This window comes from Ferrimicrobium sp. (assembly GCF_027319265.1).
GTDB lineage: Bacteria > Actinomycetota > Acidimicrobiia > Acidimicrobiales > Acidimicrobiaceae > Ferrimicrobium.
The window spans coordinates 1-18,212 of sequence record NZ_DAHVNP010000081.1 but is presented as its reverse complement, the minus strand read 5'-3'; the positions used below and the strand labels follow the sequence as shown (position 1 = coordinate 18,212).

Sequence of the window (18,212 nt, the reverse complement as noted above, 5' to 3'; positions counted from 1 at the left end):
CTAACCTTGCACTATGGCACAACCTAACGTCTCGCACTCGGTCACGATTCGTGTCGAGCTCAACAACAGCCCTGGTTCCCTCGGACGCTTGACCACCGCAATCGGTGAGGCGGGCGGCAATATCTTGGGTATCGACCTCATCGAGGTTGAATCCGACCGTATCGTACGCGACATCACGGTGCTTGCGGCTGATCCTGACCATGCCCAACTGATTCGCGGCAAGGCCGAGGAGGTAGCTGGCGTCCATGTTCGTAGCGTCCTCGATAGAACGCTACGGCTACACCTCGGTGGCAAGATCGAGGTGCGAGGCAAGTCTCCATTGAAGGATCGTGATGATCTCTCAATGGCCTACACCCCCGGTGTCGCTCGCGTTTCGATGGAGATCGCAGAACGCCCCGCCTCGGTGCACACCTATACCATCAAGGCGAACTCCGTCGCTATCGTCAGCGACGGAACAGCCGTCCTCGGACTCGGCAATATCGGCCCCTATGCTGCAATCCCGGTGATGGAGGGCAAGGCACAGCTGTTCAAGGAGTTCGCCAATATCGATGCCTTTCCGATCTGTTTGAACGTCTCCAAGCCCGAGGAGGTTATTGCTGCCGTCGAGGCGATGGAGCCGGTCTTTGGGGGCATCAACCTTGAGGACATCGCCGCTCCAGCCTGTTTTGAGATCGAGGAGGCGTTGAAGTCCAAGCTCGACATCCCGGTGTTCCATGACGATCAGCATGGCACAGCGGTGGTGGTTCTCGCCGCACTACGCAACGCGGCCAAGGTCGTCGATCGCAAACTTGGGGATATGACCGTGGTGGTTGCGGGGGCCGGTGCCGCTGGTGTCGCCTGTGCAAAGATCCTCGCGAACGCGGGGGTTGGCCGGATCCTCGTCGCTGATCGGAAGGGGATTATCTTCTCTGGACGTGAGGACTTTGACGGTGCCAAGCTATGGCTTGCCGAAAATACAAATCAGGACCGACGCATGGGTGATCTCGGCTCAGCGTTGGTCGGCGCCGATGTTTTTCTCGGTGTCTCTGGACCCGGTATCGTCACGGCGAGCGAGATAGCGACGATGAACACCCACCCCATCGTCTTTGCGCTCGCGAACCCGACACCTGAGGTGATGCCGGAGGAGATCCAAGATATCGCCGCGGTGATCGCCACGGGAAGGTCGGACTTTCCGAATCAGATCAACAACGTCCTCTGTTTCCCCGGTATCTTTCGTGGGGCCCTTGATGCCCGAGCGATGGCGATCACTGAAGGAATGAAGCTGGCGGCAGCGGATGCGATCTCCTCTGCGGTGCTCGATGACGAGCTCTCGCCGAACTACATTATCCCATCGGTCTTTAACAAGGGCGTTGCCCTTGCGGTGGCTGAGGCGGTCGCTCGAGAGGCGCAACGTGAGGGGATCGTTCGACATACGATCTGAGATTGATCGGATCAGCTCGTGAATGATGAGCCTCGTACGCCCGGCCAGCTTTGCTATCCGGGAAAGAGGATCGAGCTACATTTTGACGGGCAAATCGTTGTGACGGCGGTAATCCGGGTCGATGGGCAGCGCCTCGGCGTTGGTGAACGCGTCCTCTCAGTTGGCCCTTGTCAGGTGATGGTGGTCTTCTTCGGCGAACGGTTCTTGGCCACAGGTGTAGTGATACCGGCGATCGTTGGTTCGGAGGTGGTGATCGAATCGGGCTTTGTGCCGATGAATGCCCGGTCTGCGCCGCGGGTGAACGTCGTGCTCGCTGGAACCTATTACACCCGACCGCCGAGCGTTGGGATACCGATGCAAGTGCTCGATCTCTCCGTTACCGGTGTCGCGATCGAACCGATCCCCAAGCAGCACCCATTGCTCAGCCAGCGCCAGATGATCTCCTTTCATCTCGGTGATCGCGAGATCAAGACGGTCATCGAGTTTGTGGCAGTCGAGGTGAGTCTCTGGCGAGCGAGATTTCTCAAACTTGCACTCTCCGATGAGGATGCGATTGCCATGTTCGTGATGAGTCGCCAGGTGGACCGACGTAAGTCGCTGTCGGACTTAGAGATCCGCACCTCCTCCTCACTCGATCTCGAAACGAGGTTGGAGTTTCCTCTGATCGAGTCCATTAGCTGGTCTCATGAGGCGTGTACGTTGCGAACGGGATCAAGCTCAGCGACGGTGATGGTGCCACCGTCTCCACAGACCGACCGAGACCGTATTGTCTCGCTGGTTGGCACTGCGCGTGTCGGAGACCCCAGAGACTTCGCCCATCTCTTGGGACTTGTAACCATGGATATTAGGGTGATTGATAGTGTAATGGTCGCCTATCTTGTGCTCAGCGCACGATACAAAGGCATCAGTGTTGTGGAGTTGTTGCTGTCCTATGCACAAGGTCGTGAGGACCTTTCTGTCACGACAGCTTCGACGCAATTTGCTTCACTGACGACCAATTCCGCCGTTGCTGATCCATCGTCTCCTGCTGCGCCCACGCCCGAACTAGTGGGATATTCGTGCGGCATCGCTGTCTATCGGGGCGTCCACAATGAGGAATTCGTGCCGGCAACGAGCCCGCCAGAGGCTCTGCGCACAGCGCTTTGGATGGATCCCATTGCATTAGTACTCCTCGTCCAGCAGCTTGTCTCCGTTGATGTACGCCCAGCCTGGCCGACATTGACGGCTGGAGGTGACGGCAAGGAGGTCCTTGAGGCTTTTGTGAGTCTCGCGGCTTCCGGATCGGCCCAGCCACGCAACAGACAACACTAGCCACGCAACTGGCAACCCTGACAACCCTGACAACCCTGACAACCCTGGCAACCCTGACAACCCTGGCAACCCTGGCAACTCGGTGTCTGTTTAGACCATATTGGGCGGAGCCTTCCATTGGCCCGTACTGAACTCGATCAGCAATACCGCTCTGTGCATTGTGGTCCCCTGTGCGCTTCGATGCAAGGAGATTAGGCGATGGCAGGAGGAGTTCCTGTGCCCGTCGGACTCGGGATAGGCTGAGTCTCCTAGTCGGGGTCGTTCTTGACTTGAGGAGGTTGTCATCGATCGAACAGTACTCCATCCTTTGAGACCCCATCAGGTGGTGACCGTTGCGACGGGTGCCACGCTACCGGGTGCCATGGCGCTAGCGAAGTCACTCGCCGAGAGCAATCCAGAGGTGGAGATGACCATCGTCAGGGTTGACCTCCTCCATCAGGAGGAGCCCTTGGCCGACGATGGATCCCACCAGCTTCTCCATGTCGTAGGGCTCGATACGTTACCGATCGACGACGTCTTGCTCTTCGAGCTGACGACGGTCTTGAGCATCGAGGAACTCGGAGTCGTGCTCCGGCCATGGGCCTTAGCACTGGTGCTCGCTGGTGGGGCCAGGACTGCGTTGTATCTATCCCCTGACTCCTATGTGGGTGGTCGCCTGGATGATCTCTTTGCCCTGGCGGACAGACACGGCATGGTGGTGACGCCGCGCTTTCATTCTTTGCCCCAGCGTGACGGTCTCTTGCCAACCGAGGAGCAGATCCTTGTAGATGGCTTCCTTGAGGAGGGGTTTCTTGCCATCAGTCGCCGGCGAGCGGCGATGCTCGGGTCATGGCAGACACGAAGCTTGGCTGATTTCCTCAGTGGAGCCCCAGAATGGCCCCTTGGGGGGCGTCGATGGCTTGATGTCCTTGTCCACACCTCGGATGCCCACGTACTCTCTGACGTTGGCTATGCGCTAGCCCATTGGAACCTCCATGAGCGTCGAATCACTCGCAGTGGGGAACGTTACCTCGTCAATGGTCTCCCGCTACGCACGCTGCGTTTCCGGGGCTATTGTGCTACAACCCCTTGGCTGCTCAGTGAGGAGACAACGGCCAATCCGAGAGTACTCCTCAGCGAGTCGCCAGAACTTTGCGAGCTGTGCGGGCGATACCAGGAGGCGCTTTCGGGGGTTATCGAGGCAGTTGCCGTACCGATCTACCTCTTTGATCGACTCTCCGACGGAACGGTGTTGACGCCACGGCTTCGCCACCTTTTCCACCGTGAGCTGACCAGAGCTAAGGTATCCGGTGAGGAACCGCCATCACCTCCGGGGATGGGCAACGATGCAGCCTTTCTTGCCTGGTGGCGAGAACCCGCCTTTGCCGAGACACGGGTCAATCGTTTTCTCTATGCGCTCTGGAGGGTCCGTCCTGATCTCCAAGCGGTATTTGCAAACCCAGTGGGAGCTGATGAGGGTAACTTTCTCCAGTGGGCATGGACCACCCCTCATGATGCAGATCTCGGTAAAGCGGCGAATTTTTTGCCATCCAAATCCACTCCGGCGCCAGAGGTTGATCCGGTGGTTCAACGGAGCCCTGGTGTAAACCTTGTCGGCTACTTCTCCTCTGGGCTTGGAGTTGGCGAAGTCGCACGTCTCCTCGTGGACGGCGTGCGTCTCGCCGGTCTTCCCTATGCGATCCACACGAGCGAGAAGACCGTTGGCCGGTTGCGAACGGAGTTTGTCGATCACGCCTCTGTTGATCGTTATTCCGTTACCATCGCCACGATCACCGCTGAGCAGCTGCCGGTGGTGGCACGTGAGGTCGGGCGTAGTCTTTTGCGTGATTGCTATCTGGTTGGTCTCTGGGCATGGGAGGTAGCAGACTTTCCTGCGTACGCTGAGTCACTGGAGCTCGTCGACGAGATCTGGGCGTTGTCGGAGTTCTCCCGTGAAGCCATCGCCGCTAAGACCGTCAAGCCGGTCAGCGTGATGCCGGTTCCCATTCGTGACCCTGGCCCACATCAACCACTCGACCGACGGATGCTTTCCCTCCCAGAGGGGACTTATTTCCTGTTTGTCTTTGACTACCTAAGTGTTTTCGAGCGCAAAAACCCGCTTGGACTTGTTCATGCCTTTTCGCGAGCCTTCGAGGAAGGGGAAGGACCAACACTCGTGATCAAGAGCATCAATGGGGGCCATTGTCGCGCTGATCGTGAACACCTACGCGCGCTCTGTGGCGAGCGAAGCGATGTCTATCTGATCGAGGAGTATCTCCCCACGGAGGTGATGAGTAGCCTGATGGGCGAGACGACCGCCTATGTGTCGTTGCATCGGGCCGAGGGATTTGGTCTCACACTGGCCGAGGCGATGGCCCGTGGGCGACCCGTGATCGGGACCGGGTATTCGGGGAATCTTGAGTTTATGAACCCTGCCAACAGCCTCCTTGTCGACTACGAGCTCGTGCCAATCGGTCCAGGTATCCCTGCCTATCCTGGCTCCTCGGTCTGGGCAGACCCCGATCTCGACGCTGCGGCCACCGCGATGCGCTGGGTGGTTGAACACCCCGATGAGGCGCAACGGCTCGGTCTTGCCGGGCGTGCCAGTGTGCTTGGCGACCTGACCTTTGATCGGCTCGCCTCCTTTCTTTGGGAACGATTGGGAACGAAGATGCAAGACGCACCCTGATCTACACAATGGTGAACCTCAGTCACTGGTGATCTCTTGTCACATAGTGATTCTTTGGTACAGATTGTTCGCAAAGACGTGGCGGATCTCACGCGCGCTCGATTGAAGGTTGGGTCTTGTTGCGCGTGAAGGCCTTATCACACCAAGTGATCTGGAGCTACCTACGGCTGTGCATCGCCCGCACTACTGCGTTCTCTGGCGGCTTTGCCAGGACGCACAACCCGGGTTATTCAAACCTTGTCTTCTGTTTATCGTTGCGAGCATGATGCCACTGCGCGTTCAGAACCAATATCTGCATGCCGATACATCCATGTTGGCAGAACAGAAGGTATCAGTATGCGAATCAGGAAGTCACTACTAGCGCTGGCATCAAGTGGTGCGTTGCTCGCTGCATCAGTTGTCTTGGCGACACCAACTGCTTATGCAAGTACTTCTCAGCAAGGATCCGGCTTTATTGCGATCTCCCAGACTGGCACGGTGACCGGCGAAAATGGGGCGCAGGCCTATGGTTCGGTGAGTGGATCTCACACGATTGTTGGCGCAGCTCCAACACCTGATGGAGGCGGCTATTGGATCGTCACCAAGTCCGGTCACGTCTATGCCTATGGTGACGCAAAGTATTATGGCGATACCTATACCGATGGGTTAACAGGTCTGTCTGGTTCCAAGCCCCTGAACGCCCCAATCGTCGGAATCGCAGCCGACCCGTCTGGCGGTGGCTACTGGCTCGTGGCATCAGATGGAGGGGTGTTCAACTTTGGCAACGCTCCATTCCTCGGCTCCACCTACACCTATGGAGTCACCGGACTCTTGGGTGCAAAACCGCTCAATGCGCCGATCACTGCTATTGTCTCAACCTCCTCGGGGGAGGGCTATTGGTTGATCGCCAAAGATGGAGGTGTCTTTGACTTTGGCAACGCTCCATTCCTCGGCTCAACCTATACCTATGGCCTCACGGGTCTGTCTGGTTCCAAGCCCCTGAACGCCCCAATCATCGGTGCGATTGCCACTCCATCGGGCAACGGCTACTACATGGTGGGAGCTGACGGAGGGGTCTTTGACTTCGGCGATGCTAAGTTCTCTGGTTCGACCTATGGCCTTGGTTATACGGGCCTATCGGGTGCTCATCCGCTACCGGCCAAAGCATCGAGTTTGATGCAGAACCCCAATGGATCGGGTTATTACGTCATTCTTGGCAACGGGCAAGTCTTGGCGATTGGTGGCGCACCAGCACTTCCAAACGTTCCTATGGATCACGGGAAGTTGGCCATTGTTATTCCACCCAAGGCACCCCAGCGATTTGTTATTCAAGCACAACAACCACAGCCTCAACCCAATCCACAGCCTCAACCACAGCCTCAACCCAATCCACAGCCTCAGCCACAGCCTTCGCCAACCCCTGTATCGATCAGCACGACATCGATCAGTCTCATCGCAGGAGCGCCGGTGCAGCTCCAAGCAAGTGGTGGTAACGGCAGCTACATGTGGAGTGCGAGTTCACTACCGAGCTGGCTCACCCTCTCATCGTCCGGTCAGTTAACCCTCGACCCCTCGACCCTGAGCGCCTTTACCGGGACCATCCCTACAGCTCTCAGCCTCACCGTCTCCGGCGACGGGACATCGGCGAGCGCCACGGTTGGGATCACGTACCCTCAAGCAACCCTTGAGACATCCACGTTCACCACGAGCACACCGGCGACCACCAGCACCACCCCGGAGTACTCCGTCAATGAACAGTTGGAAGTTGCTCAAAATCCTAGCGGGGCAGGGTATTCCTACACGTTGACAGGTAGTTGGCCGAGCGGTCTCTACCTCTCGTCATCTGGAACGATCACCGGTACGATATCTTCGAGTGTGTCTGGCCTTGGGGTTGGAATCCGTTACGACGGGACGACCATTGGCTACGGTACAGTCGCTATCAACGTCGTAGAGCTCGCTCCGACGATCACGAACCCAACGTCTGTATCGATGTATCCACTCAATGCAGTGCAACTCCAGGCAACCGGCGGCGATGGCATCTACAGTTGGTCAGATGCCAGCACGGGATCGGACCCGGTGATGGCGAGCGGGAGCACGCTCGTGCTCAACACAGCAAACGTAAGTGCGAGCAGTATGGGCCAAACCTATGCGCAGCCGATTACGGTCACCTCGGGAGGAAAGTCCACCAGCGAAGATATTGGCGTTACACTCTTGGCCCCGACTCTCTCATCGAGTTCGTTTAGTTCTGGCTCATCGCCTGACATTCAGTTGGCCGTGCCAACATCAGAGGGCAACGGATATACGTTCGCAGAGTCCAACGCTGGCACAATATGGCCGTCCTCATTGACTTTTAGCGCATCTGGCGCGATCGCTGGCACGCTATCGAGCGATCTGAACAACCTCGACGTGTCGATCGAGTCCTCAACAGGAGTCGTTTTTGCTACGGTCCCAATCTCGATAACCAACACGAGCTCTTCTACTGTTCCCATCTCCATAACAGAGGCTTACAACTGGGCCGGAATGATCGATAATGCCTCGTCCGCATCGGATGCGATCACCTCAGTCAGCGGTACGTTCGTCGTCCCGACCCTGAGCACGACCCAAAACACGATCTGCACCAATACCGAGCCGGGTGGGCTTTGTACCCTCGCCGAGTGGGTTGGTATTGACGGCGAGAGCAGCCAGCAACTTATCCAAGCGGGGGTTGATGTTTCCCCGAACTTCCAGGTGCAACCGTGGGTCGAGACGATCACTCCGTCTGATGCAGCGCCAGCTACCTACGTCTCGCTTGAGACATCAAGCGGAACCCCCATCACTGTCGAGCCTGGCGATACCATGTCGGTCGCTATCGTGAAGAACGCTTCGCAGAACTGGACCATGACCCTGACCGACGTAACACAGAACGCGAGCTACTCGATTACCGAGACGTTCGAGGCATCCATCTACGGCTCGATCTTCGGCGGTTCTCCCGGAACCGAATCCGCCGAGTGGATCATGGAAAGTCCGATGTTTTCTAATATTTCAGCCGACAATATCTGCGCGCTCAATCCGTACCCTGGCTACACGTCAGCGCCTTGTAACGCACTTTCGATCCTCCCGCAGGTTTCGGCTGGAGGTCAGTTCACAAGCGCGTCTGTCAACTCGACCGGGATGGAGTCAGAGTACGCCTCTTACCAGGACTCATACGCATCCAACAACTACGACTTGCTGGCGAACGGCGATGGGCTTTTCACACCGACGGGATATCCAAGCGATGGTCTGCCTGGTGCCTTTGGGTTCACTCAATCGGATACTACAACGGCTGGCACGTCCGCTGCTCCGAGTGATGCGACTTCAGCTGGATCCCCACCTGAAACGTTCAACGGATAAGCAACATGATTGGCCCAGTTGGTGGTCACGGGGGCACACTGGCCCTTGATCAGCTGTTCGAGCTGGACTTCTGTTCAACCTTCACGCGGAGGGTGAGGGCCCCGTCGATGGTGACCGCTTCGAGGAGGATGGGGGTGTTGCCCTCATGGCGCAGCCGGAGGGTCGAGGGGGTATGTCGGGGGTCTTCGAGTCTGATGGTGACGGGATCAAAATGCAGCCACGAGGGCACGGCCTTTACGGTCGTCTCGTCGATCACAAAGGCGTGGTCCTCGATTGCGTAGGGCTCGATCTCCATCGCCCAGAAGGTCACCTGGTCGATCCGAGGATCCAGTTGATCAGGGAGGACCAGATTGCATTCGATCTCGCCCCCTGGTTCCACGACGATGGGGTTTGACGGGAAGTAGCGGGCAGGACGTGGACAGGGGAGCTCGATCCCGAGCAGACGCTCTGACCATGGGAGTTGGACCCGTGGTGGCCAGGCTGCCCCGCAGCCGATGTCCTCGATCGAGGCGTTCGGATTGTGGTAGGGGTCGTTCAAGACCTTGAGTGCCCACTTCTTCCAGTAGCGGATGACCTCGGTGCCGTAGCGCCCTTTCTTGGTTGGTTCGGTGTCCATCCCCCGTGACTTTGATTCATGGTGGATCAGCTGTGCGGCCGGGCAATAGCCGATATGGTAGCCAGCTTCGCCGAGCTTGAGACAGAGGTCGATGTCATTGAGCGAGACGGTGAACTCCTCGTCAAAGCCACCGACTTCGTCATAGGCGGCTTTGGAGACGAGCATCGCGGCTCCCGTGACTGCCGAGAGGCGCTGGGCGAGCATGATACGTCCGCCATGCCCAATTTCGTGGTCTTTGGCCATCTTGTAGCGGTGTCCGGCCTCACCGTTGATGCCAAGAATCACCCCTGCGTGTTGGATGGTGTGATCGGGATACCAGAGCTTGGCCCCCACGGCGGCGATCTTGTCGTGGAAGCACATGCCCACCATGTCGGTGAGCCAGGAGGCGTTGACCGCCTCAGTGTCGTTGTTGAGCATACAGATGTAGTCGGCGTCGATCTGGGCGATCGCCCAGTTGTGCATAGCGGCGTAGTTGAAGGGGTGCGGGTAGTCAAGGACGCGATGGCGAGGAAGTGTGCTGATAGTTGCGAGGAGCTCAAGCGTCGCAGGCTCATCACTCTCGTTGTTGATGATCACCACCTCATAGTCGGGGTAGTCAGTGATCTCGAGGCTCTTGAGACACTGCTCGAGCAGGTCCCCATGGTTGCGTGTGGGGATCACAATGGCCACGTGTGGCGTCCCGGTTGGTTCGAAGTGAACGAGATGGTAGGCATCGTCGAGCACCGGTTCAAGGTGGGCAGCGATGCTGCGGCGCTTGAGTGCATCCTCGACGGCTTGGGTGCCGGCGCGCATCGCCTCGGGTTTGAGTTGGACGCGAATCGCGGTTGATCCGGCGATCATTCGCCAGTGATAGAGAATGACCGGGATATGACGGATCTGATCTTCGCGAACGGTCTCGGTGATGCGAAGCGCGAGATCCCAGTCCTGGGAGCCATCCAGGCCAGTTCGCTGCCCTCCGACCTGGTTGAGCTCTTCCCGGCGAACGACGAAGAAGTGGGTCATGTAGTTCTGGGCAAGGAGCAAGATGGGGTCAAAATCTGGCTTGAAGTAGGGGCTATAGCGTTGACCGGTATCGGTGAGCTTGTCCTCATCTGAGTAGAGAACGACCGAGTCAGGATACTGGTTGAGGGTGGCGACGACCCAATTCAATGCGTGGGGTCGGAGGAGGTCGTCGTGATCGAGGAATCCAACGTACTCCCCGGTCGCCATCTGGATGCCGTCATTGGTTGCGGCAGCGATGTTGCCGGTATGGGGACGAAAATGGGCGATGATGCGCGCATCGGCCTCGACGTACTCGGTGATGACCTCGCGCACCTCAGCGGTCAGTGAACCATCGTCGACGATGCAGAGCTGCCAATTGGGATAGAGCTGGGCGCGGACGGACTCGATGGCTTCGCGTAGGTAGACGATGGGGGAGTTATAAGTCGGCATGACGATGGAGATGGTGGGCTGATAGCCAAGCTGGGCGGTATAAGAGCGAATAGCATCCTCGTCGATGGCATCATCGAACTCGCGAACCCAGCGTAGATAAGGCTCGATATCGAGCTCCTCATCCTCGTCTTCATCTCCTTCGATGACCGGGGCGCGGTCAGTCGATGCCGCTGGCCGACTCGTGCTGGAGAGGTTCAGCCGTGTGCCCACCGAGGGCATGTACTTTTCGGCGAGCGCTATGAGTCGCTGGGATCGTCCAAGCTCCTCGGAGAGGCGCGGGATGACCTCGCTGCGAAGCCCGGTTGAAAGCTGTCGAAATCCCTTGGTCAACCGCCAACTCGTCGAACCCAGCATCTCAGCGAGCTGCGCGTTACGCTCGGCGATTTGGCGAGCGAGATCATCACGCTCGATGGTGCGATTATCGAGAACGAGATGGAGGTAGTCAACCTCGCTGATCGGCTGGGCATCGACGGTGCGGGTGACCATCGCTGAGGTCGTAGGGGTTCTGCGTTTGGCCGGTGTCATCGCACTCCAATCTTGGCTGATTCGTCGACGGGGATTTTGAGCCAATCCTCGCAGGTGATGGCATCACCACCCAGTTCGCCGATCACGACGGCTTCGAGACCCTCCTGATTGAGACGATCGAGCAGGGCAGCTGGTTCCGTGGTGGTTAGGAGGAAACGGCCAGGGTGTTCCCCGAGGAGCGCCTCTGGGCTCTGGACTGGTGGATGGATCGCTAATCCCGTTGCGGCAAGACGCGCGAGCCGGACGGCTCCCGCCAGGAGGCCGCCAGCGCCGAGGTTGTGGGCGGCGTTGACGAGCTCGTCATCGACGACCAGCTCGGCAACCACGTGGAGCAGATGATCGAAGCGTGCAAGGTCGATAGAGGGGAAGGCTCCCCGACGATCATCGATGAGGGATGCAGCGACCGATCCAGTGAGGGTTGGCGCCTCACCGGTGGTGACCAAGACGACGGTCCCATGGGCTCGACGGGGATCCGGGATCGGGTGGGTGGGAAGTGGGCGAAAACCGATGGTAGATACGACCGGGGTTGGATCGATATCGTGACCGTTGGCCTCATTGTAGAGACTGACATTGCCGCCGATCACTGGAACTCCCAAGACGCGTCCGATCTCGGCGATCCCATCGATGGCCTGTGACAACTGCCACATCACCTCAGGGTGCTCGGGGTTGCCAAAGTTGAGGCAGTCGACAAGCGCTACCGGGGTAGCACCGACACAGGCGAGGTTCGCGAGCGAGGCGGCCACGACGGCTACGGTACCCCATTTGGGGTCCGCACGTGACCAGAGTTGGTTGCCATCGACTGAGAGCGCCATGGCGAGATCGGTATTGCCGATGCCCGGAGCTCGAATCGCGAGGAGGGTCGCATTGGCCCCCGGGGTAACCAACGTGTTGCGAAAGAGCATGTGGTCATAGCGACGATAGATGGAGCTCGGATCGAAATCGAGTGATGTAAGGACGGCGAGTGCGATACCATGCCACTCCGAGGGCGCCACGACGCTCTGACTCGTTCGGAGATGAAGGTCGGCTGGCTCTTGCTGAGGCCGATCATAGAGCGGCGCCTCATCAGCGAGAGCAGCGGCTGGAATCTCGGCGACGAGTTCGCCATCGAAGTAGGCTCGCAGCACACCACGGCCTGCGTAGGTCCCTTCCTCGTCAGGCGGGGTTACCTCGCCGATGACGGTCGCCAGCACCTCTTGATCCGCACAGATGGCGAGAACTTCCGGTAGGTTCTCCGGTGTCACGATGGCGAGCATGCGCTCCTGGGACTCCGAGCAGAGGATCTCCATCGGGGTCATCTCGGTCTCTCGGACGGGCACCCTGTCAACCCAGACCTTCATGCCGTTGCCGGCATTGGCAGCGGTCTCGGAGGTGGCACAGGTGAGCCCGGCTCCACCGAGATCCTGGATGCCCACCACGAGCTTGGCGTCAAGGAGGCGCAGGCACGCCTCGATCAACTTCTTCTCCTCGAATGGATCACCAACCTGCACGGAGGGTCGTTTATCAGCTGACGTCTCGTCAAAACCGCTGGACGCGAGCACCGAGACGCCGCCAATCCCATCTCGCCCGGTCGCGGCACCGAGGAGGACGACCTGGTTGCCGGCGCCGGTGGCAAGTGCTCGCACCAGTTGACTTGTCTCGGCGATGCCAACAGCAACAACATTGACCAGCGGGTTCTCTCCATAGGGTGCTGCAAAGTGGATCTCTCCTCCGACTGTTGGTACGCCGACGGCATTGCCGTAGGAGGAGATGCCGCCGACGACACCATCGAAGATCCAGCGGGATCTGGGGTTGTCTTGATTGCCCATCCACAGCGAGTCAAGGAGTGCGGTTGGCCGGGCACCGACGGTAAAGATGTCGCGGAGGATGCCTCCCACCCCCGTTGCGGCTCCTTGGGTTGGTTCGATTGCACTTGGATGGTTGTGGCTCTCCATGCGGAGGGCCACCGAGATCGTCTCGGTCGCTGCGACGACACCCGCGTTCTCTCCTGGCCCCATGATCACCCTCGGGCCTTCGGAGGGGAGGCGCCGGAGATGGATGCGTGATGACTTATACGAACAGTGCTCTGACCACATGATGGAGAACATCGCGAGCTCGACGAGGTTCGGTTCTCGACCGAGTTGGTGAACAATCAAACTGAATTCGTCGTCGGTGAGGCCAAGGGGCCGATAGATTTCGCTCTCCACGCTCTAGGAGCTTACCTTGGCCATCGTCCCAAGCTATAGCGTCTGGAGCAATGTATTCGTCCCGATCCAATCGCCATCGAGGCGTGGCACTACACAATGACCCTGATTCGGGTCTGAGTACGGTGATGGTCGTTGATCGCCTGTCGGTCCGGAGGGATAATCTGGTTGGGGTGCCTCGGGAACTCAGCGTTACTACCGCCAAGAGCGTGCCACGCACGCCGAGGAGAGTAGGCCATGCCTACCATCAAACTGACACCATCGTGATGACGCGCGACTGCTATGGAAAATAGGGCTAGCCAAACCGGGCCACCAAGCCAGTTGCCGTCACAACAGCTGCCACTACAACAGCTGCCACACGAGCACCACTTCAGCAAGAACGAGCAACCACTCCTCATTCTCCGTGTTGGGTTTGTACCCTACGGGCGATGAGGAGTGGTGATCAGCTGAGAAGAGATCCTGGGGATCAGGCGTGCGGTCGAATACCAGCCTTGGCGAGTACGGTTGCCGGTACACCGGCCTCCAACCAGGTCTCGTAACGGATTCCCTTCCTCTCGGAGTAGGAGGAGGCGTATTCAATGAATAACTTTTCAAGTTGTGTACCGTCGTTGGCAGAACCAAGGCGCTCGAGCTCTTGGTTGAGGTCGGCTCGTTTTTGGAGAAGATCAACCCGTCGGATTCCACTCACCTCATTGAGTCGCTTCTCAATCTCCTCCAGCTGCATGCGCACCTTGCCCACGTCACGCTTGCGACCTCTGCGTGGCTTCGAGGTTTCAAGGTGAGCAAGATAATCATTGATCGCCTTGTTCTCCATCCGCAATGAACTCGTTGTTCCTTTGTCAGCCATCTTCTGTGCTCCTTAACTATGCAATGATTACCGTATGGATGCAACGGCATCCGTAGGTAATGACTGGTTTCTTGTGCCAATGAAAAGGCATTCTTCGCCAATTCAGGTTCTCGACATCTATTTATCTTATACATTAATGGTGTAGCTGAACCGCCGGAAGCTCGTTCCTTGCTTGTAGTAACCAACAATGTAACGGAAGTGTTCCATCCAACCCCAGTCTTCGAACCATCAATGTTGACGGTCGCCCCACGCCTCTGGGTTGTTATAGGAACCTTCGTCACCAATGAGCAGCTCCTTCAAGTTCCTTCACAACCGATTGCTCCGATTTCACTATCACTTCTTCTGAGTATACCGTATTGAAGCAGATACTATTGCGTCACCGGAGTGACTAATAGTGTCGCTGCTGTGGCTGAATTGTTGTCGTGAGTTTGCTGAGATTTTGTTGAATGAGGATTGGATGTGTGCTGGACGCACACGACACTATCGTCTGGCTGATTGCTGACACGGCGCGCGTGCGATACCGTGGCGACGTGGTTGTGCGCGCTGCGTTCTGTGTTGCGAGCACAATGGCAATTTCCCTTGGCTGCGGCCTTGTCCCTCGCCAGTCTTTGGGGACAAAATGCTAGCGAGCTGAGCGGCGCGATGGAGATCTCCCGGGGGTTATTGCATCATATGAGTTGGCTTCACACGTCGTGGGTTACCTACTTCTGGTGATGCAATGGTGCGGGTGAGGGCGATTCGAAATGTTTCGATAGGGAGAGTCAGCGTCTGTCGAGCTGCGTCAGCCGATGGGTCCCGGCCGGGGTCCAAGCATCGGGAAGGATGACGCTATCCTTTTTGTAAGATTTGGCACGACCCGGTTGGATTGAATGAACAAACTTCGCATTGATCGTAGTGTGGCGAGGTATGAGCGAGGGAGACTCCCTTCCCGGCCGGCCGTAATGGCCCTGTCCACCATAACCACCTTGTCAATCATGACCGCTAGGAACCTGCAGAGCCCCTGGTACCCATGATTCTCGTAGCTAACCTGTTCGTGCCGATAGGCAGCGATTGGGATGCCAAGGCTAGGCAGAGGTTGTGTTGGCGAGTAAGCTGTTGGGCGGCCATGGCCGCCGTCGCGATGATGACACAAGGGAGCACGTATCGATGAGTACCACCGTTGTTTTAGGGACCCAGTGGGGCGACGAGGGTAAAGGCAAATTTACCGATCTTTTTGCCGCAGAGATGGCGGCAGTGGTCCGCTATCAAGGCGGACACAATGCAGGCCACACGATTGTGGTTGGAGACGAGACTTTTGCTCTTCAACTGGTACCGAGTGGTATCCTCTATCCCCATGTGACGGCGGTCATCGCGAACGGTTTAGTGGTCGATCCTAAGGTGCTCTTCGAGGAGCTCGATCTCCTCGAGAGCCGTGGGATTGATACCTCAAAACTTGTCGTCTCCGGTAGTGCCCACCTCGTCATGCCCTATCACCACGAGATCGATCGACTCACCGAGCGTTTCCTGGGTAAGAACCAATTAGGTACCACGCGTCGTGGAATCGGCCCAGCCTATGCAGATAAGTCAACCCGTATTGGTTTGCGGGTCCAAGACTTACTCGACGAGAAGATCTTTGCCGAGAAGTTGGACGTCGTCCTCAAAGAGAAGAATCAGATTCTTGCAAAGATCTACAACCGTCTACCGGTGGATGCTGAACAAATTCTGGCTGACTATCTCGGGGAGTATGCCCCGCGCATGGCGCCCCGCATCGTCGATACCGTCAAGCTGCTGCATGATCTTTACGATCAGGGGCAAGGGATTTTGCTCGAAGGGGCACAGGCGACCTTCCTCGATCTCGATCATGGTACCTACCCCTATGTGACCTCATCGAATCCGACGGCCGGTGGTGCCTGCACAGGGACAGGGCTTGGCCCTCGCCAGATTGATCGGGTCATGGGGGTGGCAAAGGCTTATATCACCCGCGTTGGCGCGGGTCCTTTCCCCTCAGAACTCACCGATGAGATCGGTGATCTTCTGGTCGATCGTGGTCATGAATATGGTACCAACACCAAACGCCGCCGCCGTGTCGGTTGGTTTGACCTGCCGATGTTGCGCCATGCTGCAGCCCTCAACTCACTTTCGGACCTCGCGATCACGAAGGCTGATGTGCTTGACACGCTCGACACGGTGAAGGTCTGTATTGGCTACACGGTGGGAGGCGACTACACCGAGGATTGGCCGTATCATCAGTCGGACCTTCATAAAGCAAAGGCGGTCTATCAGGAGTTTCCGGGTTGGCGGCGTGAGATCGGGGCCTGCCGCGTGCGAGCCGACCTACCCAAAGAGCTCATGAGCTACCTGAGTTTCCTTGAGGAGCGAGGTGGAGTGCCGATCTCCTGGCTGGGAGTTGGCCCTGGGCGCGATCAGGTGGTGGACCTGCGAGGATGAGAATTGTCGTCGTTGGCCAGGGCGCGAGGGAACACGCGTTTGCCAAAAACCTCTCCAGCCAGCACGAGGTCATTGTGACGCCAGGTAACGCGGGGATGGCCGCGGATGTGGAGGTGAGCAGCCTCGATGCTGCTGACCTCGATCCAGATCTCGTGGTGATTGGGCCAGAGGTTCCGTTGGTGGAGGGACTTGCTGATCGACTGCGTGCGAGTGGCATCGACGTCCTTGGCCCCAGTGCCTTGGGGGCACAGCTTGAGGGTTCAAAGGCCTTCTTGAAGCAACTCTGTGCCGAGGCCGAGGTGCCAACCGCCGCCTTCGGCGTCGCGACATCGTTACAGGAGGGTCGCGAACTCTTTGACCGATTTGGACCGCCCTATGTGATCAAAACCGACGGGCTCGCCGCTGGCAAGGGTGTCTTGGTCACAAACGACCGTGCCGAGGCCGAGGAGGATCTGGCCGCCAAACTGGCCGGGATCTCCTTTGGTACTGCAGGCACCAGGGTCGTGATCGAGGAGGGTATGCAGGGGCGAGAGCTCTCGGTCTTTGCCCTCTGCAACGGACACGACTTTCTTCTTCTGCCTGCGGCTCGCGACTACAAACGGCTCGGTGACGGTGACCGAGGACCGAACACCGGCGGCATGGGTTCGATCTCTCCTGTGGATGATGGGGACACTGCGGTGTTGGATGCGGTCGGCTCCTCGATGATCGCACCGACGCTCGCGCGCCTGGCCAAACTAGGTATCGAGTACCGCGGCATTCTCTATGCCGGAGTCATGCTCACCGCCTCTGGCCCCAAGCTCATTGAGTATAACGTACGATTTGGTGACCCTGAGGCCGAGGTCGTCCTCCCTCGCATTACCGGCGGTCTGGCGGAGGCGTTGTTGGCCGCGGCACGCGGGGAGACGATCCCCAGCGTGCGCGTGTCGAGCCAGAGCGCAATCACCGTCGTCGTGGCCGCCGCTGGCTACCCGGAGGATCCTAAGCGAGGTGCGCCCATCTCCGGCATCGAGGCAGCCCGATCCCTCGAGGGGGTCTTGGTCTTTGGGGCTGGTGTGGCGAGTCGAGGTGGTCAGAGTCGAGACGGCGAGACTCCTAGCCGACCGGGTTCCGTTCGCGACGGGGAACTCGTCACCGCGAGCGGACGCGTACTTGCAGTCACCGGGTTGGGTGACACCCCTGCCCAAGCTCGGAGTCGGGCCTATCGGGGGGTGGAACTGATCGACTTTGATGGGCTCCAGTACCGTCGGGATATAGGGTCATAAGGTGACATAGGAGAGTGTCATCGCAGAGTCAGACATGATTCGGTGGCTCGCTCAAAACGAAGGAGATTGTCGTGATTCCTCGGTATGAATCAGCGGAGTTGACCGCCATCTTCTCCGATCGAAATCGTATGGAGCTTTGGCGTGATGTCGAGCTCGCAGTGGTGCGAGCGATGGCCG

Annotated in this window: 9 protein-coding genes; 6 read left to right on the top strand and 3 right to left on the bottom strand. The window is 58.2% G+C overall.

From position 1 onward, the window contains the following. Nucleotides 1–13: 13 nt before the first annotated feature. The 4 genes from M7439_RS12610 to M7439_RS12595 all read left to right on the top strand — a co-directional run bounded on the left by M7439_RS12610 (nt 14) and on the right by M7439_RS12595 (nt 8,747). Entirely contained in the window at nt 14–1,420 is a 1,407-nt protein-coding gene (locus M7439_RS12610; RefSeq protein WP_298344868.1) for an NAD-dependent malic enzyme, read from the top strand. Nucleotides 1,421–1,438: 18 nt separating this feature from the next. Further along, nucleotides 1,439–2,731, top strand: a complete 1,293-nt coding sequence (locus M7439_RS12605; RefSeq protein WP_298344865.1) for a hypothetical protein — start codon at nt 1,439–1,441, stop codon at nt 2,729–2,731. 325 nt (nt 2,732–3,056) lie between these two features. Further along, nucleotides 3,057–5,399 carry a glycosyltransferase family 4 protein gene (locus M7439_RS12600; RefSeq protein WP_298344863.1) on the top strand — a complete coding sequence of 781 codons (2,343 nt, stop codon included), beginning with the start codon at nt 3,057–3,059 and terminating at the stop codon, nt 5,397–5,399. A 336-nt stretch (nt 5,400–5,735) separates the two neighbouring features. Next, nucleotides 5,736–8,747 (top strand): G1 family glutamic endopeptidase, encoded by a 3,012-nt coding sequence (locus M7439_RS12595; protein WP_298344860.1) that lies wholly within the window; start codon nt 5,736–5,738, stop codon nt 8,745–8,747. A gap of 49 nt (nt 8,748–8,796) precedes the next feature. Here the strand turns inward: M7439_RS12595 and M7439_RS12590 are convergent, their stop codons facing one another. The 3 genes from M7439_RS12590 to M7439_RS12580 all read right to left on the bottom strand — a co-directional run bounded on the left by M7439_RS12590 (nt 8,797) and on the right by M7439_RS12580 (nt 14,346). Continuing rightward, nucleotides 8,797–11,319: a glycosyltransferase gene (locus M7439_RS12590; RefSeq protein ID WP_298344857.1), complete on the bottom strand. Its 2,523-nt coding sequence runs from the start codon at nt 11,317–11,319 to the stop codon at nt 8,797–8,799. Beyond that, nucleotides 11,316–13,502: a phosphoribosylformylglycinamidine synthase subunit PurL gene (purL, locus tag M7439_RS12585; RefSeq protein WP_298344854.1), complete on the bottom strand. Its 2,187-nt coding sequence runs from the start codon at nt 13,500–13,502 to the stop codon at nt 11,316–11,318. Before purL ends, M7439_RS12590 begins: the two co-directional genes overlap by 4 nt. A gap of 463 nt (nt 13,503–13,965) precedes the next feature. Further along, complete coding sequence (locus M7439_RS12580) at nt 13,966–14,346, bottom strand: hypothetical protein (RefSeq protein ID WP_298344851.1); 381 nt, start codon at nt 14,344–14,346, stop codon at nt 13,966–13,968. Between the two features lie 1,146 nt (nt 14,347–15,492). Between M7439_RS12580 and M7439_RS12575 the strand changes: the two genes are divergently transcribed. Both M7439_RS12575 and purD read left to right on the top strand, forming a co-directional pair. Beyond that, nucleotides 15,493–16,773, top strand: coding sequence for an adenylosuccinate synthase (locus M7439_RS12575; protein WP_298344848.1), 1,281 nt, complete (start codon nt 15,493–15,495; stop codon nt 16,771–16,773). Beyond that, nucleotides 16,770–18,035: a phosphoribosylamine--glycine ligase gene (gene purD / locus M7439_RS12570; RefSeq protein WP_298344846.1), complete on the top strand. Its 1,266-nt coding sequence runs from the start codon at nt 16,770–16,772 to the stop codon at nt 18,033–18,035. Before M7439_RS12575 ends, purD begins: the two co-directional genes overlap by 4 nt. The last annotated feature ends 177 nt before the right edge of the window (nt 18,036–18,212 follow it).